The organism is Sphingomonas brevis (assembly GCF_023516505.1).
Lineage (GTDB): Bacteria > Pseudomonadota > Alphaproteobacteria > Sphingomonadales > Sphingomonadaceae > Sphingomicrobium > Sphingomicrobium breve.
In genome coordinates this window covers 837,968-859,211 of sequence record NZ_JAMGBB010000001.1, presented here as the reverse complement: position 1 = coordinate 859,211, position 21,244 = coordinate 837,968, and the positions used below count along the sequence as shown (strand labels likewise).

General features: G+C 63.3%; 20 protein-coding genes and 1 tRNA gene. 9 read left to right on the top strand and 12 right to left on the bottom strand.

Features of this window, described 5'->3' with window-relative positions:
* Window positions 1-6: 6 nt before the first annotated feature.
* Both LZ518_RS04445 and LZ518_RS04440 read right to left on the bottom strand, forming a co-directional pair.
* Complete coding sequence (locus tag LZ518_RS04445) at window positions 7-960, bottom strand: NAD(P)H-dependent flavin oxidoreductase (protein WP_249914811.1); 954 nt, start codon at window positions 958-960, stop codon at window positions 7-9.
* Entirely contained in the window at window positions 960-1,961 is a 1,002-nt protein-coding gene (locus LZ518_RS04440; RefSeq protein ID WP_249914810.1) for an NAD-dependent epimerase/dehydratase family protein, read from the bottom strand. Before LZ518_RS04440 ends, LZ518_RS04445 begins: the two co-directional genes overlap by 1 nt.
* A 93-nt stretch (window positions 1,962-2,054) precedes the next feature.
* Here LZ518_RS04440 and acs point away from each other — a divergent pair, with 93 nt between their 5' ends.
* A complete protein-coding gene (gene acs / locus LZ518_RS04435) occupies window positions 2,055-4,007 on the top strand; it encodes an acetate--CoA ligase (RefSeq protein WP_249914809.1) in 1,953 nt (650 codons plus the stop codon).
* Between the two features lie 4 nt (window positions 4,008-4,011).
* Here the strand turns inward: acs and LZ518_RS04430 are convergent.
* From LZ518_RS04430 to LZ518_RS04400, 7 genes are all read right to left on the bottom strand, one after another.
* Window positions 4,012-4,087: transfer RNA gene (locus tag LZ518_RS04430), tRNA-Lys, on the bottom strand.
* A 109-nt stretch (window positions 4,088-4,196) separates the two neighbouring features.
* Window positions 4,197-5,309 carry a rod shape-determining protein RodA gene (gene rodA, locus LZ518_RS04425; protein ID WP_249916500.1) on the bottom strand — a complete coding sequence of 371 codons (1,113 nt, stop codon included), beginning with the start codon at window positions 5,307-5,309 and terminating at the stop codon, window positions 4,197-4,199.
* Window positions 5,309-7,198 carry a penicillin-binding protein 2 gene (gene mrdA / locus LZ518_RS04420; protein WP_249914808.1) on the bottom strand — a complete coding sequence of 630 codons (1,890 nt, stop codon included), beginning with the start codon at window positions 7,196-7,198 and terminating at the stop codon, window positions 5,309-5,311. Before mrdA ends, rodA begins: the two co-directional genes overlap by 1 nt.
* Entirely contained in the window at window positions 7,195-7,722 is a 528-nt protein-coding gene (gene mreD / locus LZ518_RS04415; RefSeq protein ID WP_249914807.1) for a rod shape-determining protein MreD, read from the bottom strand. Before mreD ends, mrdA begins: the two co-directional genes overlap by 4 nt.
* Window positions 7,722-8,606: a rod shape-determining protein MreC gene (locus LZ518_RS04410; protein ID WP_249914806.1), complete on the bottom strand. Its 885-nt coding sequence runs from the start codon at window positions 8,604-8,606 to the stop codon at window positions 7,722-7,724. The genes mreD and LZ518_RS04410 overlap by 1 nt, the downstream gene beginning before the upstream one ends.
* A 13-nt stretch (window positions 8,607-8,619) precedes the next feature.
* Complete coding sequence (locus tag LZ518_RS04405; RefSeq protein WP_249914805.1) at window positions 8,620-9,663, bottom strand: rod shape-determining protein; 1,044 nt, start codon at window positions 9,661-9,663, stop codon at window positions 8,620-8,622.
* Window positions 9,664-10,461: 798 nt separating this feature from the next.
* Entirely contained in the window at window positions 10,462-10,845 is a 384-nt protein-coding gene (locus LZ518_RS04400; protein WP_249914804.1) for a hypothetical protein, read from the bottom strand.
* 209 nt (window positions 10,846-11,054) lie between these two features.
* On the opposite strand from LZ518_RS04400, the gene mutL reads away from it, so the two are divergent.
* The 4 genes from mutL (at window position 11,055) to LZ518_RS04380 (ending at window position 14,648) form a co-directional block, all read left to right on the top strand.
* Window positions 11,055-12,839 (top strand): DNA mismatch repair endonuclease MutL, encoded by a 1,785-nt coding sequence (gene mutL, locus LZ518_RS04395; RefSeq protein ID WP_249914803.1) that lies wholly within the window; start codon window positions 11,055-11,057, stop codon window positions 12,837-12,839.
* 18 nt (window positions 12,840-12,857) lie between these two features.
* Complete coding sequence (locus LZ518_RS04390) at window positions 12,858-13,574, top strand: nuclear transport factor 2 family protein (protein ID WP_249916499.1); 717 nt, start codon at window positions 12,858-12,860, stop codon at window positions 13,572-13,574.
* A gap of 250 nt (window positions 13,575-13,824) precedes the next feature.
* A complete protein-coding gene (locus tag LZ518_RS04385; protein WP_249914802.1) occupies window positions 13,825-14,373 on the top strand; it encodes a porin family protein in 549 nt (182 codons plus the stop codon).
* 101 nt (window positions 14,374-14,474) lie between these two features.
* Complete coding sequence (locus tag LZ518_RS04380; protein WP_249914801.1) at window positions 14,475-14,648, top strand: hypothetical protein; 174 nt, start codon at window positions 14,475-14,477, stop codon at window positions 14,646-14,648.
* Here the strand turns inward: LZ518_RS04380 and ilvC are convergent.
* Window positions 14,645-15,610, bottom strand: a complete 966-nt coding sequence (ilvC, locus tag LZ518_RS04375) for a ketol-acid reductoisomerase (RefSeq protein ID WP_249914800.1) — start codon at window positions 15,608-15,610, stop codon at window positions 14,645-14,647. The two genes, LZ518_RS04380 and ilvC, sit on opposite strands and share 4 nt — an antisense overlap.
* 9 nt (window positions 15,611-15,619) lie before the next feature.
* The gene (miaA, locus tag LZ518_RS04370) at window positions 15,620-16,549 is read right to left on the bottom strand and encodes a tRNA (adenosine(37)-N6)-dimethylallyltransferase MiaA (protein ID WP_249914799.1); all 930 of its coding nucleotides are present in this window, start codon (window positions 16,547-16,549) and stop codon (window positions 15,620-15,622) included.
* Between miaA and serB the strand changes: the two genes are divergently transcribed.
* Window positions 16,542-17,399 (top strand): phosphoserine phosphatase SerB, encoded by an 858-nt coding sequence (serB, locus tag LZ518_RS04365; protein ID WP_249914798.1) that lies wholly within the window; start codon window positions 16,542-16,544, stop codon window positions 17,397-17,399. The genes miaA and serB overlap by 8 nt on opposite strands.
* Here the strand turns inward: serB and LZ518_RS04360 are convergent.
* Complete coding sequence (locus LZ518_RS04360) at window positions 17,396-18,295, bottom strand: SPOR domain-containing protein (protein ID WP_249914797.1); 900 nt, start codon at window positions 18,293-18,295, stop codon at window positions 17,396-17,398. The genes serB and LZ518_RS04360 overlap by 4 nt on opposite strands.
* Window positions 18,296-18,441: 146 nt before the next feature.
* Between LZ518_RS04360 and LZ518_RS04355 the strand changes: the two genes are divergently transcribed.
* Genes LZ518_RS04355 through LZ518_RS04345 form a run of 3 tightly spaced genes read left to right on the top strand, consistent with a single transcriptional unit; the run spans window position 18,442 to window position 21,244 of the window.
* Window positions 18,442-19,164 carry a ParA family protein gene (locus LZ518_RS04355; protein ID WP_249914796.1) on the top strand — a complete coding sequence of 241 codons (723 nt, stop codon included), beginning with the start codon at window positions 18,442-18,444 and terminating at the stop codon, window positions 19,162-19,164.
* A 12-nt stretch (window positions 19,165-19,176) separates the two neighbouring features.
* On the top strand, window positions 19,177-19,875 hold the full coding sequence (locus LZ518_RS04350; protein ID WP_249914795.1) for a hypothetical protein: 699 nt from the start codon (window positions 19,177-19,179) through the stop codon (window positions 19,873-19,875).
* Between the two features lie 25 nt (window positions 19,876-19,900).
* The gene (locus LZ518_RS04345) at window positions 19,901-21,244 is read left to right on the top strand and encodes an SPOR domain-containing protein (RefSeq protein ID WP_249914794.1); all 1,344 of its coding nucleotides are present in this window, start codon (window positions 19,901-19,903) and stop codon (window positions 21,242-21,244) included.

Sequence of the window (21,244 nt, the reverse complement as noted above, 5' to 3'; positions counted from 1 at the left end):
TGACGTTCATGCGCAAACCCGGGACTTCGCCTCGCCATATTCCCGTACGAGCCGAGCGATCAGCTCGCCTGCCGGCGTGACCTTGTCGAGAATGCCGATACCCTGGCCGGAGCCCCAGATGTCGCGCCATGCCTTGGCCCCGGTCGCCGACTGGAAGTTCATCGCGTCGGGCCCCGGCTGGGGCAGATTGTCCGGATCGAGCCCGGCGGCGACGATAGAGGCGCGAAGGTAATTGCCGCTGACCCCGGTGAACAGCGCCGAGGTAATGATGTCTGCCGCGCCGCTCTCGCAAATCGCCTGCTTATATTCCTCGGTAGCCCGCGCCTCCGGCGTCGCAATGAACGGTGAGCCGATATAGGCGAAGTCGGCGCCCATCGCCTGCGCCGCCAGCACCGCGCCGCCGGTCGCAATTGCCCCGGAGAGAGCCAGCGGACCGTCGAACCATTTGCGGATTTCCTGGACCAGCGCGAATGGGGACCACCGGCCGGCATGGCCGCCGGCCCCGGCTGCCACTGCGATCAGGCCATCGGCGCCTTTCTCGACCGCTTTTCGCGCATAGCGGTCGTCGATGATGTCATGGAGCGTAATCCCGCCCCAGCTATGCACTGCCTCGTTGAGTTCGACCCGCGCGCCCAGCGACGTAATTACGATCGGCACCTTCCATTTGGCGCAGGTCAGCATGTCCTCTTCGAACCGGTCATTGGAGCGGTGGACGATCTGGTTGACCGCGAACGGCGCCGACGGCGCGTCGGGATTGGCTTCGTCGTAAGCCGCCAACTCCTCGGTGATCTGGTGGATCCACTCATCGAGCTGGCTCTGCGGCCGAGCATTCAATGACGGGAAGCTGCCGACAATTCCGGCCTTGCACTGGGCAATGACCAGGTCGGGGTTGGAAACGATGAACAAGGGCGCCCCAATCACGGGAAGCCGCAGCCGGTCGAAAATGGCGGGAACGGGCATCAGTCGATCCTGTGATATTGCTTAAACCATTCGACGAAGCGGGGAACGCCTTCGTCGATACTCGTACTCGGCTCGAAGCCGTGGTCGCGCTGGATAGCGGTGATGTCGGCGAACGTATCCCGGACATCGCCGGCCTGCATCGGCTGGAAGTCGTAGGCGGCATCCCTGCCGGTTGCCTGTTCGAGCAGCCCGACCATCCGCATCAGCTCTTCCGAACGATGATTGCCGATGTTGTAAACCGCGTGCGGGCTCTTGCTTCCGCCCGCCTTGATCCCGCCATCGTCGGCCGGCGGACCGTCGATGCAGGCCAGAACGCCGCGGACAATGTCGTCTATGAAGGTAAAATCGCGGCGCATGTCGCCGCCGTTGAAGATCTGGAGCGGCCTGCCTTCGTAGAGCGCTTTGGTGAATATCCACATCGCCATGTCTGGCCGGCCCCACGGACCATAGACGGTGAAGAAGCGAAGGCCCGTCATCGGCAGGCGGAAGAGGTGCGCATAGCTCTCGCTCATCAGCTCGTCGGACTTCTTGGTCGCGGCATAGAGCGAGATGGGATGGTCGACCCGGTCCTCGACCCGGAACGGCAGGCTGTCATTGCCGCCATAAACCGACGACGAGCTGGCATAGACGAAATGATCGACTTCGCGGTGGCGGGCCAGCTCCAGCATATTGATCTGCCCCATCAGGTTGGAGCGGACATAGGCCTGCGGGTTGACCAGAGAGTATCGCACCCCGGCCTGGGCGCCGAGGTGAACGATGCGGTCGAATTTGTGGGACGCGGCAAACGTCTCCAACGCGGCCTGGTCGCCGAAGTCGACCTGCTCGAAGGTGAAGGCGTTGCCATGGGCCGCGGTTAGCCGCTCTAGCCGCGCCCGCTTCAATGCGGGATCGTAATAATCGTTGAGGTTGTCGATGCCGATGACTTGCTCGCCGCGGTCAAGCAGCGCCTTGGCGACGGACGATCCGATAAAGCCCGCGGCTCCTGTCACAAGCAAGGTCATCCCTCGGTGCTAGCCGAGCAATGCGCAGTGCGCGAGGGGCTTTGCAGCGACGCTACGTCGGCCTAGCCTTCGTCGAAGCCGAGGAGAGCCGCCGTGACCGACGAAGTATATCCGGTTCCGAGGGAGTGGGCCGAAAAGGCGTTCGTCGACGCCGATCGCTATGCCGCCATGTACCGCGAGTCGGTCGAAGATCCCGAAGGCTTCTGGCGACGCGAGGCGCGACGGATCGACTGGATCAAGCCGTTCACCAAGGTCAAGGAAGCCAGCTTCCACGAGGAAGATTTCGGCATCAAATGGTTCTCCGACGGTACGCTTAACCTCTCCGCCAACTGCCTCGACCGCCATCTTGATGAGCGCGGCGACGTCACCGCCATCATTTGGGAACCGGATAGTCCCGACACGGCGGGCCGGACGATCAGCTACCGCGAACTGCACCGGATGGTCTGCCGTTTTGCCAATGCGTTGAAGGAACAGGGTGTAACGAGGGGCGACAGGGTCACCATCTATCTGCCGATGGTGCCTGAAGCAGCCGTAGCGATGCTCGCCTGCGCCCGGATTGGAGCGATCCATTCGGTCGTGTTCGGCGGCTTTTCGCCTGAAGCGCTCGAAGGCAGGATCAAGGACTGCGACAGCCGCATCGTCGTCACCGCCGACGAAGGGCTACGCGGCGGCAAGACCGTCCCGCTCAAGGCCAATGTCGATACCGCGCTGCTGGCTTGTCCTGCGGTCGATCGGGTAATCGTGCTCAGGCACAGCGGTTCGGCCGTCGCGATGCAGAAGGGCAGGGACCTGTGGTGGGACGAGGCGGTTGCGGCCGTACCGGACGATTGCCTCCCTGAGGAAATGGGCGCGGAGGACCCCCTGTTTATCCTCTACACGTCGGGCTCGACCGGAAAGCCGAAGGGCGTGCTCCACACGACCGGCGGCTATGCCGTGTGGGCGTCGATGACCCATCAATATGTCTTCGATTACCGGCCAGGCCAGATCTATTGGTGCTCCGCCGATGTCGGCTGGGTCACCGGCCACACCTATATCGTCTATGCTCCGCTCGCGAACGGCGCGACGCAAGTGATGTTCGAGGGCGTGCCCAACTGGCCGGACCCGAGCCGTATCTGGCAGGTCGTCGACAAGCACCAGGTCGAAATCCTGTATACCGCTCCGACCGTCATCCGGGCGCTGGAGCGCGAAGGCGATCAATGGGTCCAGGCGACATCGCGCAAATCTCTGAGGCTGCTCGGCACGGTCGGCGAGCCGATCAATCCCGACGCATGGGGCTGGTACCATGACGTAGTCGGCGAGGGGCGATGCCCGATTGTCGACACCTGGTGGCAGACTGAGACCGGCGCGGCGATGATCACGCCGATGCCCGGCGCGATCGACATGAAGCCCGGCAGCGCTTGCCGGCCCATGTTCGGGGTCAAGCCGGAGCTGGTCGACGAACATGGCCAATTCCTGCGGGGCGCGGCCAGCGGCGCGCTGGTCATCACCGACAGCTGGCCGGGGCAGATGCGGACAGTGTGGGGTGACCATGCGCGGTTCTTCGAAACCTATTTCACCACCCATCGCGGCTATTATTTCACGGGCGATGGCTGCCGCCGCGACGAGGACGGCTATTATTGGATCACCGGGCGCATCGATGATGTGATCAACGTCTCGGGGCATCGCATCGGCACCGCCGAGGTCGAAAGCTCGCTGGTCAGTCACGCCAAGGTGGCTGAGGCGGCGGTCGTCGGCTATCCGCACGACATCAAAGGGACCGCCATCTATGCGTTCGTGACGCTGAACGCGGGCGAGGACGGCAGCGAAGAGTTGCGCCAGGAGCTGGTAAAGGAGGTACGCCATGACATCGGCGGCCTTGCGGCTCCTGAAGTGATTTACTTCACCCCGGCACTGCCCAAGACACGCAGCGGCAAGATCATGCGCCGCATCCTTCGCAAAATCGCCGAAGGTGATGTTTCGAACCTCGGCGATACCTCGACCCTGGCCGACCCCGCCGTGGTGGACCAGCTGGTCGCAAATCGGCCGGTGATCGAACCAGCGAGTTAGAAGGTGGTGGACGCACTAGGGCTCGAACCTAGGACCCGCTGATTAAGAGTCAGCTGCTCTACCAACTGAGCTATGCGTCCATGCCTGAGGCAATGCGCGGGTCGCTTGGAAGCGGCGGCGCGGGCGGGCCTCTAACAGCCTTGCTGCCCCCATGCAACCGGCTTTGACAGGATTCTTCAGGCGCCGGAATCAGCCCAGCGTCGAGCGGGTCCGCGACTGCCGTTCGAGCGACATCAATATGCCGAGGCAGATCATCACGGTCATCACCGCCGATCCGCCGAAGCTGACCAGTGGCAGGGGGATGCCGACCACCGGCGCGAGCCCCATCACCATCATCAGGTTGATCGAGACGTAGAAGAAGATCGTCGCGGTGAGGCCGGCCGCCGCCAGCTGGCCGAAGCGCGTCTTGGCCTTCTTGCTGACGCCCATTCCCCAACGGATGACCATGAAGAAGGCGAAGATCAGAAGCGCGCCGCCGACCAGGCCCCATTCCTCGACGAAGGTCGCGAAGACGAAGTCGGTATGGCCTTCGGGCAGATAGTCGAGGTGGCTCTGGCTGCCGTTCAGATAGCCCTTGCCCCAAACGCCGCCCGATCCGATCGCGATCTTCGATTGGCTGATATGGTAGCCGGCCCCAAGCGGGTCGGATTCCGGGTCGAGGAAGATCAGCACCCGCTTGCGCTGGTAATCGTGCATCATCGTGAACAGGATCGGGCCAGCAACCGCGGCGGCGGCGGCGGCGCTGGCGAAATACCACATCGGCAGGCCGGCGATGAACATCACGGTGACACCGCCAAGGATGACCATCATCGCCGTGCCAAGGTCGGGCTGGACGAGGATCAGGCCGGCGGGGACGAACACCAGCGCCGCGGCGGGCCAAAGCCCCCGCCAGCGGCGGACGTCGCTGACCGGGAGCAGGTCGTAGAAACGCGCCAGCACCAGCGCGATCGCCGGCTTCATGAATTCCGAAGGCTGCAGGCGGATAAAGCCAAGGTCGACCCAGCGCTGCGCGCCCTTGCCGACAAAGCCGATCATTTCGACCAGCACCAGCAGGATGAAGATCGCGACATATGCCGGAAAGGTCATCTGCTTGATGAAGCTTTCCGGGATGTAGCTGATGGCGATCGCCACAGCCATGAAGGCAAGGATGGTGATGCCCTGCTTCAGCGCCCAGGGAGAAGCCGACCCGCCGGCCGCCGAATAGAGCGTCACCACGCCGATCGTGCAGATCAGCGCGACCAGCCAGATCAGCCGCCACGGCAGTCGGGCCAGCGGTTGGGGGATGATCGCCGAGGAAATCATCATGCCCTGAGATTGGCCTTGGATGCGGCCTCGAACTCGGCCTGCCGCCGGCTGGTCCGCTCGGCCAGAGTCCCGCCCCACTGCTTCTCGAGAGGGGCGAGGGCGTCCATCGCCTTTTGCTGGTCGAACAAGAAGGTCATGCAATCGCGCACGATTGGCGCGGCCGCCGATGCGCCGAAGCCGCCATGTTCGATGATGCAGCCGATAGCGAAGCGCGGGTTCACCGCCGGCGCGAAAGCAATGAACAGCGCGTGGTCGCGCAGCGCCCAGTTCGACTGGTGGCCGCGCTCGCCGAGCCGGAAGACCTGGGCAGTGCCGGTCTTGCCGGCCATCTGGATTCCTTCGAGAGGGAGTTTCGACGCGACCGCAGTGCCGCTTCCGTTGACCACCGCTGCCATTGCCTTGCGGACGATCTCGAGATGTTCGGGGTCGGCGTCGATCGCGGGAACCGGCAGCTTCTTGTCGGCCATCAGCAAGCGCGGTTTCACCAGCTTTCCAGATGCGAGCCGAGCGGGCATTACCGCAAGCTGCATGGGGTTGATCAGCACATAGCCCTGGCCGATCGACGTATTGGCGGAATCATATCCCTGCCATTTGCGATCATATTTCTCCATCAGCCACTTCGGGCTCGGCATGGTGCCGTAGCGCTGGCTGGGGATCGGCAGGTCGAACTTCTCCCCATAGCCCAGATAGTGGACCATTTCGGTCGTCTTCTCGGGATCGGTGATGAGGCCGGTCGCCCAGAAATAGGTATTGCAGCTGCGCTCGATCGCCGAATGCATGTCCATCGACCCATGCACGGCGTCGCAGCGGAAATAACGATTCCCGATCTGGTAGCCGCCCGCGCAATGGACTCGTCTTGCCGGATCGATGCCCTGTTTCAGGAACGCCAGCGCCATGGCCGGCTTGATCGTCGATCCTGACGGGTAAAGTCCCTGCGCTACCTTGTTGAGAAGCGGGATGTGGTCATCCTGGGACAGCATTCGCCATTCGGTCCGGCCGATCCCGTCGGAGAAGCTGTTGGGATCGTAGGCCGGCATGGAGACATAGGCCAGCATGTCTCCGCTGGTCACATCCATCGCGACTAGGGCCCCCGACTGATCACCCATTCGCCGTGCCGCATATTCCTGCAGGCCGGAATCGATAGTGAGCTGCACTGACTGTCCGCTGCGGTCCGGTTTGGGCTCCAGCTCCCGCACCAGCTTGCCGCGCGCGGTCAGTTCGACACGTTGGCCGCCCGGTATGCCGCGAAGCTTTGGTTCTAGAACTTTTTCAAGACCTTCCTTGCCGATCTTAAAACCCGGTGTAACTAACAGCGGATTCTTTTCCTTCTCATAATCCTTGGCCGAGGCGGCACCGACAAAGCCAACTAGATGAGCCACGGCCGGTCCAGCCGGGTAAAAGCGCGAAAAGCCGCGTTGCGGCTGGACTCCCGGCAGCTCCGGCAAGCGCACCGTAATTGCCGCATATTGGTCATAAGGGACATTTTCCGCGACCTGGACCGGCTGATAGCCGCGCGATGCCTTCATTTCCTTGATGATCCGGTCGACGTCGTCGGGGGTCAACTGGAGGATTGAGGTCAATGTCCGCAATGTCTCTGTCGGACGCTCGACCTGCTCGGGAATAAGGTCGACACGAAAATCGGAACGATTGATGGCGATCGGCTTGCCGACCCGGTCGATGATCCAGCCGCGCCGTGGCGGGACGATGATCAGTTGGACGCGGTTGCTCTCGCTGAGCAACCGATAATGTTGGTTCTGCGCCACCGACAAATAGCCCAGGCGGGCAACCAGGATGCCGCCAAATGCCGCCTGGGCTCCACCAACCAGCATCATCCGCCGGGAAAAGGTCATCGACTGATGAGCTGCCGTGAAGCGAGAGGCCTTCATCTCCCAAGCCTCCAGCGGTCGATCCGCGCGGCCAGAAAGGCGGCGACCGGGAAGCAGAGAATCCCGACCAGGGCTGCGGGACCGGCCGTAATTCCCAGTGGAACCGGCGCGCCGAGCAGTGCCGCCGTCCGCCATTGGGCGAGTTCGGCAAGCGCGATGAACAGCGCGGCAATGCCCCATTCGATCCAATAGTCGCGCCACATCGTCCGGCGGTCCAATATGTCCATCGCGATCATCATCGCCGCCCAAAGCGCGACCGACAATCCAATCGGATTGCCGACGATCAGGTCATTGGCGAAGCCGAGCGGCGCGGCCCACCACGCTGGCCAGGCATCCGCCCGCAGCAGGCGCCACGCGACCAGCATCAGCAGGCCCCAATCCGGCCACCAGCCGGTCGCCGAGACGATCGGCAGCAGGGAAATCATCGATCCGACGATCACCGTCGCCGCGGGAACATAGTCGGCGCCGGCTCGCGGGCCCTTGTTGAGCCGCGCGCCCTTGGTTGCGAGCGCCGAGCGGACCATCAGGGCGCCTCGTCGATCGGCGCCGCGGCAGCGGCCAGGGCAGCCGGTTCGAACGGTGGCTCGACGATGGCGAAGCTGACCCGCGACGGATCGGCGATCGGCAATGCAATCGCGCCATCGTCGTCGAGGCGGATGACCTTGGCGATCGGGATCAGCGGCGGATAGAGTCCGCCGGTCCCGGACGTCACGATAATGTCGCCCGGCTTGAACGGATTCTTGCCGACTTCCAGCGGACGGACATCGATCGTTCCGTCGCCGCGCCCGGTCGAAATCACCGGCTGCCCGCCTCTCATGATCCGCGCCGGGACAATATTCGCGCGATCGCTGACCAGCAGCACCCTGCTGGCAGTCGACCCCGCGTCGATTATCCGTCCGATCAGCCCTTCGGGAGCACGAACCGGCATTCCGATCTGCACACCATCGCTGGTTCCGACCGATATGATGGCGAACCGTCGCGGGCTCTCGAAGGAGGACCCGACAACTCGCCCGGCGGCCACGGCCTTGCCGCTAACTTCGCGCAGCTGAAGCGCCGCCTTCAATTGCTGGTTTTCCTCCAATATGCCTCGCGCCTCGACCATTCGCCGCATCAGTGCGGCGCGGTCGCGCTTCAGCTGGGCATTCTGGTTGGCGGCGTCCCAATAGTCGCCGGCGCCGGTGACCAGTCCGGTGATGGTGGTCGCGACCTCGTTGATTCCGCCGCTCACCGGCGCGGTCACATCCAGCGCCGCGCCACGAACCGCCTGGTAGCTCTGCGGAGCAACCAGGGACAAAACCAACAATATTAGCCCGACGATCAGTCCGGCGATAACCGCCAGGAAACTGAAGAACAGGCTATATTGCGCGCGCCTTGACCAGCCTGGGCGCGGTCCCGCCGAGGCCGCCACGGCCTAGTCGCTCCTAAGCCGTCTGGAGGACGCCGCGGAACTGCTCCTCTTCGAGCGCGCGGCCGGTGCCAAGCGCGACGCAGGTCAGCGGATCCTCGGCCACGGTTACTGGCAGTCCGGTCTCGTCGCGGAGCACCTCGTCCAGGCCCTGCAGCAATGCTCCGCCGCCAGTCAGGACAATGCCCTGGTCGCAGATGTCGGCGGCCAGTTCCGGTGCGGTGTTTTCCAGCGCGATGCGGACGCCCTCGACGATCGTTCCGACAGGTTCGCTCAGCGCTTCCGCGATCTGGCCCTGGTTGATGGTAATTTCCTTCGGAACGCCGTTGACCAGGTCCCGGCCCTTGATGTGAACCGTCTTGCCGATGCCGTCGACCGGAGGCTTGGCGATCCCGACTTCCTTCTTGATCCGCTCCGCCGTGGCTTCGCCGATCAGCAAGTTGTGGTTGCGGCGAACGTAGGAGGAAATCGCTTCGTCCATCTTGTCGCCGCCGACGCGGACCGACGTGGTGTAGGCGAGGCCGCGCAGCGACAACACGGCGACCTCGGTGGTACCGCCGCCGATATCGACCACCATCGAACCGATCGGCTGGGTTACCGGCATGTCGGCCCCGATCGCCGCAGCCATTGGCTCCTCGATCAGGTAGACAGCCGAAGCGCCGGCATTGCTGGCCGCGTCGCGGATCGCGCGGCGTTCGACCGAGGTCGACCCCGACGGAACGCAAATCACGATTTCCGGGAAACGCCATGCGCGCATTTTGCCGCCATGCACCTTGTGAATGAAGTGCTTGATCATCTGCTCGGCGACGTCGATGTCCGCGATCACGCCGTCACGGAGCGGACGGATGGCCTCGATCTGGTCCGGCGTCTTGCCCATCATCAGCTTGGCGTCGTCGCCGACCGCCTTGACCTTCTTGACCCCGTTGATCGTCTCGATCGCGACCACCGAAGGCTCGTTCAGGACGATGCCGCGTCCGCGGACGTAAACCAGCGTATTGGCCGTCCCCAGGTCGATTGCCATGTCATGCGACATCCATTTGAACCAGCGGTTCCAGAACATGCTTTACCCGTCTCTCGCTTGCCTGTTGGAAACCGGTCCGCCCGCATAGCCGGTCCGATTCACGATTCCTTATCCAAGTCCTTGTGAAAGCAGCATTAATCCTTTTTCAGATTCAGCGCTTCGCAGGGTGCTTCGGATTGGGCTACGGAGGTTAACATGTCAATAACTCGACTCCCCTCTGTGGAGGGACCGGTTTTCACAAAAGTTTTCACATTCGCCCGTTGTGCTAGTGTTATGCTTGAACCGGATTTTCGTTTTATTCAGGCCCCCATCGTCGATCGATAAGGCCCCAAGCCGGGTGGTTCTGAGCTGTCGTAAGTCTAATGACCGCTTTCGACCCATTGCGGACATTAGCCTTCACGGGCAAAACCCGAGCCATGACGCCGGGATTGCGACGAAGTTGGACAATGTATGCGGTAGTCCTTGGGTCAGCCGCCGTCATGCTTCCGGTAATTAATCTGTTGAGCCAAAGCGCCGTGGGAGCGTGGGTCGGAGCCGCCGTTTTGGTCTGTGCATCGATATGGCTGTTTCGACGCCGCCACAAACTGCGGGCAAGTTTCATCTTGCCGCTCTGTTACGCTGCCGCACTAGCTAGTTTTCGGTTCAGGGTAGCGGACGGCATCGATGGTGCTGGCTTTACCGCCTCAATCATTGGGTTCGTTGTCTTATGCGTGGCTGGACTGATTACCGAGGCATTCTGGAATGCCCGAGATGATGACCTTGCCGACATGGACCATTTGACCCGTATCAAGGACTAGCATCCAAAACGGAATGTCCGCTTTCCACCCACTGTGGTCATTAGAGGCTGGTGGCTGGGTACGCCCTGAGCAGCCAAAGGGTGCCCACAAATGATGCCGCCGTTAGACCGCCGAACATCGCACCAAGCAGCATAACATCCATGGGCAACATGGCGAGCATCGCAGCACCTAGCAGGGGTCCTGCCACAATGAGCAAAATGGCTGTTTGCTGTTGCGGCAGACCGCGACTGGCAAAAGCGAAAGTCGCTGCCATCAGCGCCACGGCACCCGGGATGGTGAACCATAGCGTCCCAGCGGCGAAGGCAGCGACGAAACGAACCGGGTCGGCTGCGCCCGTGTCTCTTGCGATAGCCGTCCATATGAGTGTTCCGACGAGACTACCGAGTAGAGCCGAGATGAGGACCGTCGAGAGATGGCGCAGCATGCATACACACTAGCCAATCAGCACGTTTCGGCAATGACCGCTTTCCACCCATTGCGGACATTTCTCATCTACAGCAGAATGCTGAATTTGAAGGTATGTGGTCGCAGTCAGAGTTTTCACATAGGCGCAATTTCCTCTCGCTGGCGAACCGCCGAGTTTTCACAGAATAAAGGTAGAACATTGGCAGATTTCCGCCGTTCGCTGGTGCCATGTCAATAAGAAGGCTGCCGTCCGAACTCATCAATCGCATCGCCGCTGGCGAAGTGGTTGAAAGGCCGGCCAGCGCCTTGAAAGAGCTCATAGAAAATTCCCTCGATGCAGGTGCCAAGGCGGTCGCGATTCGGCTGTCGGGAGGTGGGCTCGAACTGGTCGAAGTGACTGACGATGGCAGCGGGATGAGCCCGGCCGAAATGAAGCTTGCCCTGGAACGGCACGCAACCTCGAAACTGCCCGATGATGCGATCGAGGACGTCTCCAGTTTTGGCTTCCGGGGCGAGGCATTGCCATCCATCGCCAGCGTCGCCCGGCTGACGCTTGAGAGCCGGGAACGCGGCGCGGACGGCTGGCGAGTTGCCATTGATCATGGCCAGTTGGCCGAAGAGGGGCCGGCAGCCCTGCCTCCAGGTACCCGGGTTCGGGTCGAAGGGCTGTTCGACAAGGTTCCGGCGCGCCGCAAGTTCCTGCGCAGCCCGCGGTCCGAATATGCCGCTTGCCTGGATGCCGTGAAGCGGCTGGCGATGGCCCGGCCTGACGTCGCATTCTCCCTTGATCATGATGGCCGCTGCAGCTTGAACGTGCAGCCGTCAGACGGCCCAACGCGGGTTGCCGCGCTGCTGAGCCATGAGCTGGACCGCCACGGGATCGGGATCGATTGCATTCGTGACGGCCTTCACCTGACTGGCGTTGTCAGCCTGCCGACGTTCAATCGCGGCATGGCCGATCAGCAGTTCCTGTTCGTCAATTCGAGGCCGGTGAAGGACCGCCTGTTGGTCGGAGCGCTTCGGGCCGCCTATCGGGACCTTCTGGCCCGCGATCGCCACCCGGTCGCGGCCTTGTTCGTCGAGGTTCCGGCCGGCGAAGTCGATATCAACGTCCATCCGGCCAAGACCGAGGTCCGCTTCCGCGATCCGGCGGCGGTCCGCGGCCTGATCGTCGGCGGCCTGCGTGCCGCGCTCGACGAGGCTGGTCACCGGAGTGCGGCTCGCGAACAGTTCGCGGCGGCAGTGAACTGGCAATCCGAATTGGACCGTCGTCCCAGCGAAGGCTGGGACCCAGATCAGCTCGTTGCCGCGAGATCGGAAGCGCAGACGTGGACCCCAGCTTTCGCTGGGGTGACGGAAAGGAAGCTGGAGTTCGGCCAGGCGCCCGCCGGTCGCGCCGAACAGGCACAGCCGGTTTCGGCGGAACAAGCCCGTTTTCCGCTTGGCGTTGCACGCGGCCAGGTGGCGGCTACCTACATTGTCGCCGAAGCAGAGGACGGCCTGGTGATCGTCGACCAGCATGCCGCGCATGAACGGCTCGTACTCGAAAGAATGCGAAAGGCGTCGGACGGGGAAGAGGTCGCCCGGCAGGCGCTACTGGTGCCCGATGTAGTCGAACTGGACGAGACGGGTTGCGACCGCCTGGAAGCCGCGATCCCCGATCTTGCCGCCCTGGGGCTGGAGATCGAGCGGTTCGGAACGTCGGCGATTTTGGTTCGGGCAATACCGGCGCCGCTCGGCAAGACCGACATTCCCGGCCTGCTCAGCGATCTTGCCGCGGAGCTGGCTGAACTAGGCACGGCGCTCAGCCTGCGCGATAAGCTCGATCATGTGGCCGCGACCATGGCCTGCCATGGATCCGTCAGGGCAGGGCGCATCCTGTCGGTGGCGGAAATGAACGCCTTGCTCCGTGAAATGGAGGCCACTCCGCACAGCGGCCAGTGCAATCACGGCCGTCCGACCTGGGTGAAGCTCGCACATGCAGATATCGAGAAGCTGTTCGGCAGGAGGTGACTGATGCGCCGGTTGACAATGATCTTCGTATTTTTCGGCATATTCGGCGCTGCCCCACTTCTCGCCGAGCCGCCCGCGGCGACCGCAGACATATTCCGCGACCTGGTGCAACGCCGGCTTAGCGCATATGCCAGCGGGGATGCCGACACCTATCTGTCGTTGATAGATCCCCAATTTGTACACATCTACGACAATGGCCGACGGCGTACCTATTCGGAGATTTCTGAAATGGTTCGCGGCCTCGGCAATCAAGATGCGCGCCACCGCGTGGAGAATGTGAATTTCCGGCTCGTAGGCGACCTGGCCATCGCGGACGTAATTGTCGTCGAATACATCTACGGATTGGAGTTGAGATGGCGGGAGACCGATGTCTTTCGTCCGGACCAGGGGCGCTGGCGTTTCCTGCATCATCAGGAAACAGCGATATTGGGCGCGCCCGAACCGGTGTTGATCGATGAGGCCACGCTGCAAGACTATGTTGGACGATATCAGCACCCTGACGGAGTCATTGAGGTTATCAGTCGGGAAGGCACAAAATTGTTCAGTCAGATGGAGGGCGACGCCAGCCGGAATGCGTTGGTTACGATTGGCGCGGATGCATTCGCCTTTCCGGGCGATGCGGTCTTCACCTATTTCGGCCGTGATCGTACCGGCAAGGTCACTCAACTCAACATGCGCCATCTCACTGGCAAAATCGTCGTCGCCAGGAAGATTGGTAGCATAAACGCGCGCTAGATCGGCCTAACGCGAAATATTTTCGCGCCGTCCAAGCTTTTGACTTTGCACGGGAACCCACATCGGCGCCTTGATTTGACCTTAGTTCGTTCATTGAAGCGACAACTGCCGCACCCAAATGAGCGAACGGGGCTGCCGGTCCACACGGCATAACAGGAAACTGGCGGAAACACTTGGTTTATAAGTGTTTCCGGCGATGTCCCCGCACGTCCCTTCGTCCTGAAGGGATGCCAAACAATGGAGTATTGTTGTGAAAAAGATTCTGTTCGCGACGGCAGCAACGGCTGCGGTTCTTGGCGCTACCCCAGCGCTTGCCCAGGGCATTCCCGCCGTTGCTGGCCCGCGCGTCGAGGCCGTCGTCGGCTACGATCGGGTGAAGGCGCTCGGCGAGAAGGACGGCGGCGTGCTGTTCGGCCTCGGCGCCGGATATGACTTCGCGGTTGGCAACGGCGTCTCTCTCGGCGCCGATATCGAGGCGACGGATTCGACCCAGAAGGAAGGCGATCCCGACATCGCCGAGGTCAAGGCAGGTCGCGACCTTTATGCAGGCGGTCGCGTCACCGTCGCGGTCAGCCCGAGCGCCAATCTTTACGTCAAGGCCGGCTACACCAACGCCCGCTTCAAGGCGACCGACGGAGAGGTCACGGAGTCGGAGAATTTCGACGGCTTCCGCGTCGGCGCCGGCGGTCAATATAACGTCAGCAACAAGGCCTATGTCGGGGCCGAATATCGTTACTCCAACTATGAGAGCGGACTGTCGCGCAACCAGGTTGCGGTGACGGTCGGCACTCGCTTCTAAACGGAGCAAAAAGGGAAGGGGCGTCCGGTTTTCCGGGCGCCCTTTTTCCATTTGACGGGATTGGTGCTAGAAGTTCCGTTCCTCCTAGCGGGAGACGGGCCATGAGCGAATTTGACAAGAGCTATTTCGCACGCCGCGCCGCCGAAGAAGCGGAGCTGGCCCTCGCAGCGGCCGATCCCGATGCCGCCGAGACCCACCGCCGCCTGCAGCGCGCCTATATCGAGCGCGCTTCCGTGGGGGAGAGGGTGACCGAAGCCGCCGAGATCATCGGCTAGTCGAGCAGTTTCTGCCGCGCCTGTTCGACCATCAGGCCGCGCGCCCGCTTTCGCGCCGCCTGGAGCAGCGGATAGGCTGAAGCCTCCTCATCGCGCAGCAGGTCGGTGAACCGGCCTGCTCGTATCTCTTCCAGAATCGCCCTCATCCGCGCTTTCACGCCATCATCGACGATCCGCGGGCCGCCTAGCACCGCTCCGAGCTCGGCGGTATTGCTGATCGCTTCGCGCATTCCGGCGATCCCTCGAGCTTCGATCAGCTCTGCGATCAGCTTCAGCTCGCCGACGCATTCCATGTAAGCCACTTCCTCGCTGATCCCGCCCGCGACCAGCGTGTCGAAGCCGGCGATGAGGATTTCGGGGACCGCTCCCCACACAACCGCATTCTCGTTGAACAGATCGGCCTCGCACTCTTCGGCGAACGTAGAGCGAAGGATCCCGGCGCGGCCGCAGCCGATCGCCCGGCCATATGCGAGCGCGATTTTCTCCGCCTGGCCGCTTGCGTCCTGGTGAACCGCGAATAGCGCCACCATCCCTTTGCCTTCGCGGTACAGCGATCGAAGCGCGGTTCCCGGTCCCTTGGGAGCAACCAGGTAGACGTCCAGATCGGGCCTAGGCTCGATGAAGCCGAAGCGGATCGCCAGCCCATGGCTGAACCCCAACGCCGCCCCCTGACGCAGATTGGGCTCGATCAACCGATAGATTGCGCCGAGCACCTCGTCCGGCGCCAGCAGCATGACCAAGTCGGCGCCCCCGGCCGCTTCGGTTAGCGAGGCGGTGGCAATCCCGTCTGAATGCGCTCCGCTGATCCTCGGCGACCCGTCGCGCAATCCGACCACCACGTCGATGCCGCTGTCGTTGAGGTTTAGCGCCTGGGCGCGGCCCTGGTTGCCATAGCCGATGATTGCCACTCGCTTGCCGGTGAGCGGCGTTGGATCGATGTCGGCCTCGCGGATCGCGTCCATCGCTGCCGCCTAGCCCGCCGCGCCGAACAGCGCCAGCGCCCGATCGACCGCTTCGCCCACAAGCGGGTCGTGAAACCGATGCCATTCGGACGGCGGCTGGTGGGCAAACCAGGTATATTGCCGCTTGGCGTAGCGCCGCGTCGCCTGGCTTCCGGCGGCGATGGCCTCATCGATCGTCAGCTGGCCGCGGAGGTAATTGCCTAGCTCGGATACGCCGATCGCCCGCATCACCGGCAAATTGGGGTTGAGATTCCGGGCCAGCAGCATTTCCACCTCGGCCAGCGCCCCTTGCTCAACCATTTGCGCGAACCGTTGGTCACAGCGCTCGTAGAGCCAGGGGCGGGGAGGCAGGAGCAGCAGAGCCTTGAGCTCGACGTCCTCGCCGATGCCGCCCTCCCGATGTTCCTGCCACTCGGCCAACGGTTTGCCGGTCGATTTCACGACCTCCAGCGCCCGCGCGATCCTCGTCGTGTCACCGGGATTGAGGCTGTTCGCCGCAACCGGATCCAACGGCATCAGCTCGGCGAGATTCTCGGCCACGCTGTTGGCCCGCACCTTCGCCCGGACTTCCGGTTCAATTGCCGGGATCGGCGCGATCCCATCAAGCAGCGTCCGCAGATACAGCCCGGTCCCGCCCGCCAAGACCGGCAGGCGCCCTTCATCATGGAGCCGCGTTATCTCGGCCTTGGCCATCGCCGCCCAATCGGCGGCGGAGCAGGGCTCCGCGCCGTCGAGCACGCCGTAAAGCAAATGCTCTGCCCGGGCCCGGTCGGTCTGAGACGGCGCTGCCGACAGGATTGGCAGGTCGCGATAGAGTTGGGCACTGTCGGCATTGACGATCGCTCCGCCGCTTGCCTCGGCCAGCCGTAGCGCCAGCGACGACTTGCCGCTGGCGGTCGGACCGGCGATGACAACAACCGGAGGTTTCGCTTTGCCCATCGCCACGCTGATAGCAGCCGGACGGCTCGACGAAAGACTGGTGGAGCGGATCCCGGGCGCGCGCCTGCTCCGCTGGATCGACGAGGGCGATGCGGCGGACGTGTCGATCGACGGCGATATCGCTGAAGCGCGCGAGGCGATCGAGCGGCTGGAGGGTGTCGACTTCGCGATTTGGCCGGTCGAGCGGGTCCCGGCGCGCCTGTTCGTTGCCGACATGGATTCGACCATGATCGGGCAGGAATGCATCGACGAACTGGCCGACTATGCCGGGTTCAAGGACAAGGTCGCGGCAATCACCGAGCGCGCGATGCGCGGAGAACTGGACTTTGCAAGCGCCTTGGCCGAGCGCGTTTCACTGCTTGCGGGCCTCGATCATACTACTATCGAGCAATGTCTAAAGGAGCGCATCAGTCCCAATCCGGGCGCGGCAACGCTGGTTGCCACGTTGAAGAGCAGGCGTGTCCTGACCGTGCTGGTATCAGGCGGCTTCATCGAATTCGTCCGTCCGATCGCCTTGCAGCTCGGCTTCGACCGGATGAAGGCCAATTATCTTGCGGTTGGAAACGAAGGAATATTGATTGGCCGCACCATAGGCAAAATCGTGGATGCCGCAGCCAAGCGCCGGCTGGCCGAAATGATTCTTTCGTCCAGGAAATGGCCGGCGGAAGCATTAATGGCGGTCGGCGATGGGGCCAACGACGTGCCGATGGTCGAACTTGCCGGGCTCGGTGTCGCCTATCGCGCCAAGCCGGCGCTCGCCGCAGTGGCCGACGGCCGGATCGACCATCATGACCTTACGGCGCTGCTGTGGATGCAGGGCATCCCGCGTGCCGAATGGGTTGAAGCCTAGCCGCCGACCGGGAAACAGGGCTGGGGAGAGAGACCAGCGCAAGCAGCCGAGGCCGCCGACCGGCTTTCAAATGGGCCGACCTGAAGCCTGACCACCGATCCAGCGGGAACATAATAGGCCTGCCGTCCGCCAAGCTTGCCAGACAGCTTTCCGAACAGCGCCTCGGCCGACTTCTTCTGGCCGAACGCGCCGAGCTGGATCCGCCATTTGCCGTTCGCCGTGACGGCCGGCATGGCCGCCGCTGCCTTCGGCGGGGCCGGCTTCGGCGGCGCGGTCTTGACCACTGCACTCTTGCCCGGCGCTCGCTTGGTTGTAGCGGTCGGGGTCGGAGAGACATTTGGCGGACCGGCCATCACCTGCGCCAACGCCACGCCCTTTTGCCGTTGCTCGAGCGGCATGACCGCGTCCATGTCGGCAAGCGTGGCCTGCGCTGGCGCTAGCCCTTTGGCTGCCGCCCGGCTGACGTAGGCATAGGCGGTGACCGGGTCCTGGTTGACTCCATCGCCATTGTACAGCGCCGTTCCGACCACCAGCATCGCCCGGGGCTCGCCCGCCTCGGCGGCGGATTTAAGCCAGCGCATCCCGCTCACTCGGTTACCGTTCTGGAAAAGCAGCAGGCCGAGCGTCGCCTGGGCATCGACATGTCCCTTGCGCGCCGCTTGCTCGAGCCACTTCTGCGCTTGCGCGAGGTCCACGGGCACGCCTTTGCCCAGCCTGTAGGCCTGGCCGAGGTTGAATGCCGCGTCGGGATCGCCCTTCTCCGCGAGCGGCCGCCAGATGGCCACCGCGCCGGCGACATCGCCTTTCTGCCAGGCTTCGATCCCTGACCGCACGGATTGCGCCCAGGCGGGCAAAGCCACCGAAGCAATTGCCAACGCCAACAACCATTTACGCATCGCTGCCAAGCCCTCGTCCGGTCCCGCCCTTTACCCTAGCCCTCATCGTCAGGGGACAACAAGGTCGGACCGACATTAACCAGTTTTTAGGGGCTTTGCTGTCAGGTGGCGTCAAATCTTACGTCTCTTTGCGCAAGGGGAATGGAATGCGCGTTCTGGCAATGGCATCGCAGAAGGGCGGGTCGGGTAAGACCACACTGTCCGGTCACCTTGCGGTGCAAGCGCAACTGGCGGGCGCCGGCCCGGTCTGCCTGATCGACATCGATCCGCAAGGTTCGCTCGCCGATTGGTGGAACGAACGGCAGGACGATATGCCTGCCTTCGCCCAGACGACCGTCGCCCGGCTGGCTTCAGACCTTGAAGTACTTCGCCAGCAGGGCTTCCGCCTGGCCGTCATCGACACGCCACCGGCAATCACCATGGCGATCCAGTCGGTTATCGCGGTGGCCGAATTGATCGTAATTCCGACCCGGCCTTCACCGCACGATCTTCGCGCCGTCGGCGCCACCGTGGATCTCTGCGATCGTGCCGGAAAGCCGCTGATCTTCGTCGTTAACGCGGCGACGCCCAAGGCCAAGATCACCTATGAAGCGGCCGTCGCCCTGTCGCAGCACGGCACTGTGGCGCCTGTCACGCTTCACCATCGCACCGACTTCGCCGCGTCGATGATCGACGGCCGCACGGTGATGGAGGTCGATCCCAATGGCCGCTCGGCCCGCGAAGTAACCGAGCTATGGGACTATATTTCCGACCGACTCGAAAAGAATTTCCGCCGTACCGTGTTTGCCGCGCCGAACCAGGCGCCGGGCATCGGTGCGGCCAGCCCGCGTCCAGTCGGTGGCTTCGGCCGCCGGGTGATGGGCCAGTAAGGAGTGAGCGCGATGGGAGAACCCAAGGCATTCGCGTCGCTCTCCTCGGGCCTGTTGGCTCGGAAGGGTGCCGCCCGCCCGGCGATGAAGCCCCAGGGCTTCGGTCAGATGGGTGGCGGCAATCTCGAAGATCTCGGCTGGAACGACATGGGCTTCGAACCGCCCAAGCCCGTCGTCGCGCCGATTCGCGACGAGGACCATGACGCATTCGGCGAGGAATTGTCGGATCAGCCGCTGCGCAACCCGATCGCCGCCCTGACTCCAATTGCCTCGCCGGTCCACGACCAGCAGGCGGAAATTGCCGAGCGCTTTGCCGCTCATGATGAAGATGGCGAGGACGAGAACGGCGAATATGTCGACGAGACCGCCGAGCTTTATGATCCGGAAGCCGAAGGCGCAGAGCCGATTGCAGAGCCGATTGCCGAGTTGGTCGAAGAATCTGCTCCGGTCGTGTTCGTGCCGCAGCCGGCCGCATCGCCCGCTCCAGCGCCGGCCCGTTCGCGCCGTCCGCGCGCTGCACCGGGAAGCAAGGGCAAGTCGGCCTTCACGCTGCGGCTTGACCCGGCCCGTCATTTGAAATTGCGTCTGGCTTGTGCCGTTGATGGCCGATCGGCCCAGCAACTGGTGACCGATGCTCTCGACCAGCTGCTGCAAGCCATGCCCGAACTGGAAACAATGGCAGAAAAAGCGCCCCGCAAGAAGAGCGCCTGATTAGATTAGGACTGGGGGAATAGTCATGACCAAATCGAACCGCCTGGCAACCACGCTGACAGCCGTGTCGCTGCTTGCGATCGTTACCGCCTGTGCCGGACCAACCGCCGGGCCAAAGAGCGCATCCATCTTCGGCGGCAAGGTCGATACGTCGAACATCGGCATTGCCACCAAGGCGCAGATGGCGCTGGCTACCAACGATGTCGCCACCGCCATTTCGCTCGCCGAGCGCGCCGTCGAAAACAGCCCGCGTGATGCCGGCTTCCGGGCGCTGCTTGGTAATTGCTACCTCGCCGCCGGTCGCTTTGCTTCGGCCGAGGCCGCATTCAAGGATTCGCTGACGCTCGTTGCCCAGCAGCCGCAGATCATACTCAAGCTTGCACTGGTCGAGATCGCCCAAGGCAAGAATGACGAGGCAAAATATCTGCTGGCCCAGGCTCAGGGAGTGCTCGATGTCGCCGACGTTGGCTTGGCTCTGGCGCTGGCCGGCGATCCGCAGAATGCCATCGCGGTTCTCGACCCGGCTGCTCGCGCCGTCGGCGCGGACTCGCGTACCCGCCAGAATTTGGCCCTGGCCCATGCCCTCGCCGGCAATTGGGAGCAGGCCAAGATCGTTGCCGGGCAGGACGTTCCGGGCGACCAGCTCGACGCGCGCATCCAGCAATGGATGGCGCTCGCCAAGCCTGCCCGGGCTTCGGACCAGGTCGCAGCGTTCATCGGCATCCAGCCGGTCGCCAGCGATCCCGGCCAGCCGGTCCGCCTGGCGTTGAACCAGGTTGAAAATGTGCGCCAGGCAGCGGCAGAGCCGATCGGTGACGTGCCGCAGGGCCTGACGTCGACGGCCACGGTCGAGCTTCCTCCGGCTCCCGAGCCGCAAGCCGAGCCAGTCGTGCTAGCTTCCGCCGAGCCGGCCCCGGTGGCCGACGTCGTTCCTGCTGCGATGATCGAACCGACCCCCGCGCCGGTTGCGGCAGCAATGCCTGCTCCGGCGATCAGCGAAGCCCGTCCGGCCCTTTCGCCGGCCGCGGTGCGGCTGTCGGATCCGGTTCCGTCGCTGCGCAAGGCCTCTGCTCCGCGCCTCGCCAAGGGCAAAAGCCGGGCTGTCGTCCAGATTGGCGCCTATTCGTCGCGCGACCGCATCAATGCTGCCTGGAGCAAGGCCACCGGCAAACATGCTTCGCTGAAGCGTTTCGTGCCGGTCACGGCCCGCTTCACCGCATCGAGCGGCACCTTCTACCGTCTGGCGGTCAAGGGGTTCGACAGCGATCGCGAGGCAGTCAGCCTGTGCAACTCGCTGAAGCGTGCAGGCGCCAGCTGCTTCGTCCGCACTACGTCGGGCGACGCGCCGGTCCAGTTCGCTTCGCGCTAA

Coding starts and splice junctions, on each gene's coding strand:
- LZ518_RS04360 (WP_249914797.1), bottom strand. CDS start 18,295: ATGCGTAAATGGTTGTTGGCGTTGGCAATTGCTTCGGTGGCTTTGCCC.
- LZ518_RS04380 (WP_249914801.1), top strand. CDS start 14,475: ATGAGCGAATTTGACAAGAGCTATTTCGCACGCCGCGCCGCCGAAGAA.
- mreD (WP_249914807.1), bottom strand. CDS start 7,722: ATGGTCCGCTCGGCGCTCGCAACCAAGGGCGCGCGGCTCAACAAGGGC.
- miaA (WP_249914799.1), bottom strand. CDS start 16,549: ATGGGCAAAGCGAAACCTCCGGTTGTTGTCATCGCCGGTCCGACCGCC.
- LZ518_RS04405 (WP_249914805.1), bottom strand. CDS start 9,663: ATGTTCTGGAACCGCTGGTTCAAATGGATGTCGCATGACATGGCAATC.
- mutL (WP_249914803.1), top strand. CDS start 11,055: ATGTCAATAAGAAGGCTGCCGTCCGAACTCATCAATCGCATCGCCGCT.
- LZ518_RS04400 (WP_249914804.1), bottom strand. CDS start 10,845: ATGCTGCGCCATCTCTCGACGGTCCTCATCTCGGCTCTACTCGGTAGT.
- LZ518_RS04345 (WP_249914794.1), top strand. CDS start 19,901: ATGACCAAATCGAACCGCCTGGCAACCACGCTGACAGCCGTGTCGCTG.
- LZ518_RS04445 (WP_249914811.1), bottom strand. CDS start 960: ATGCCCGTTCCCGCCATTTTCGACCGGCTGCGGCTTCCCGTGATTGGG.
- ilvC (WP_249914800.1), bottom strand. CDS start 15,610: ATGGACGCGATCCGCGAGGCCGACATCGATCCAACGCCGCTCACCGGC.
- mrdA (WP_249914808.1), bottom strand. CDS start 7,198: ATGAAGGCCTCTCGCTTCACGGCAGCTCATCAGTCGATGACCTTTTCC.
- LZ518_RS04440 (WP_249914810.1), bottom strand. CDS start 1,961: ATGACCTTGCTTGTGACAGGAGCCGCGGGCTTTATCGGATCGTCCGTC.
- LZ518_RS04350 (WP_249914795.1), top strand. CDS start 19,177: ATGGGAGAACCCAAGGCATTCGCGTCGCTCTCCTCGGGCCTGTTGGCT.
- LZ518_RS04390 (WP_249916499.1), top strand. CDS start 12,858: ATGATCTTCGTATTTTTCGGCATATTCGGCGCTGCCCCACTTCTCGCC.
- LZ518_RS04355 (WP_249914796.1), top strand. CDS start 18,442: ATGCGCGTTCTGGCAATGGCATCGCAGAAGGGCGGGTCGGGTAAGACC.
- rodA (WP_249916500.1), bottom strand. CDS start 5,309: ATGATTTCCTCGGCGATCATCCCCCAACCGCTGGCCCGACTGCCGTGG.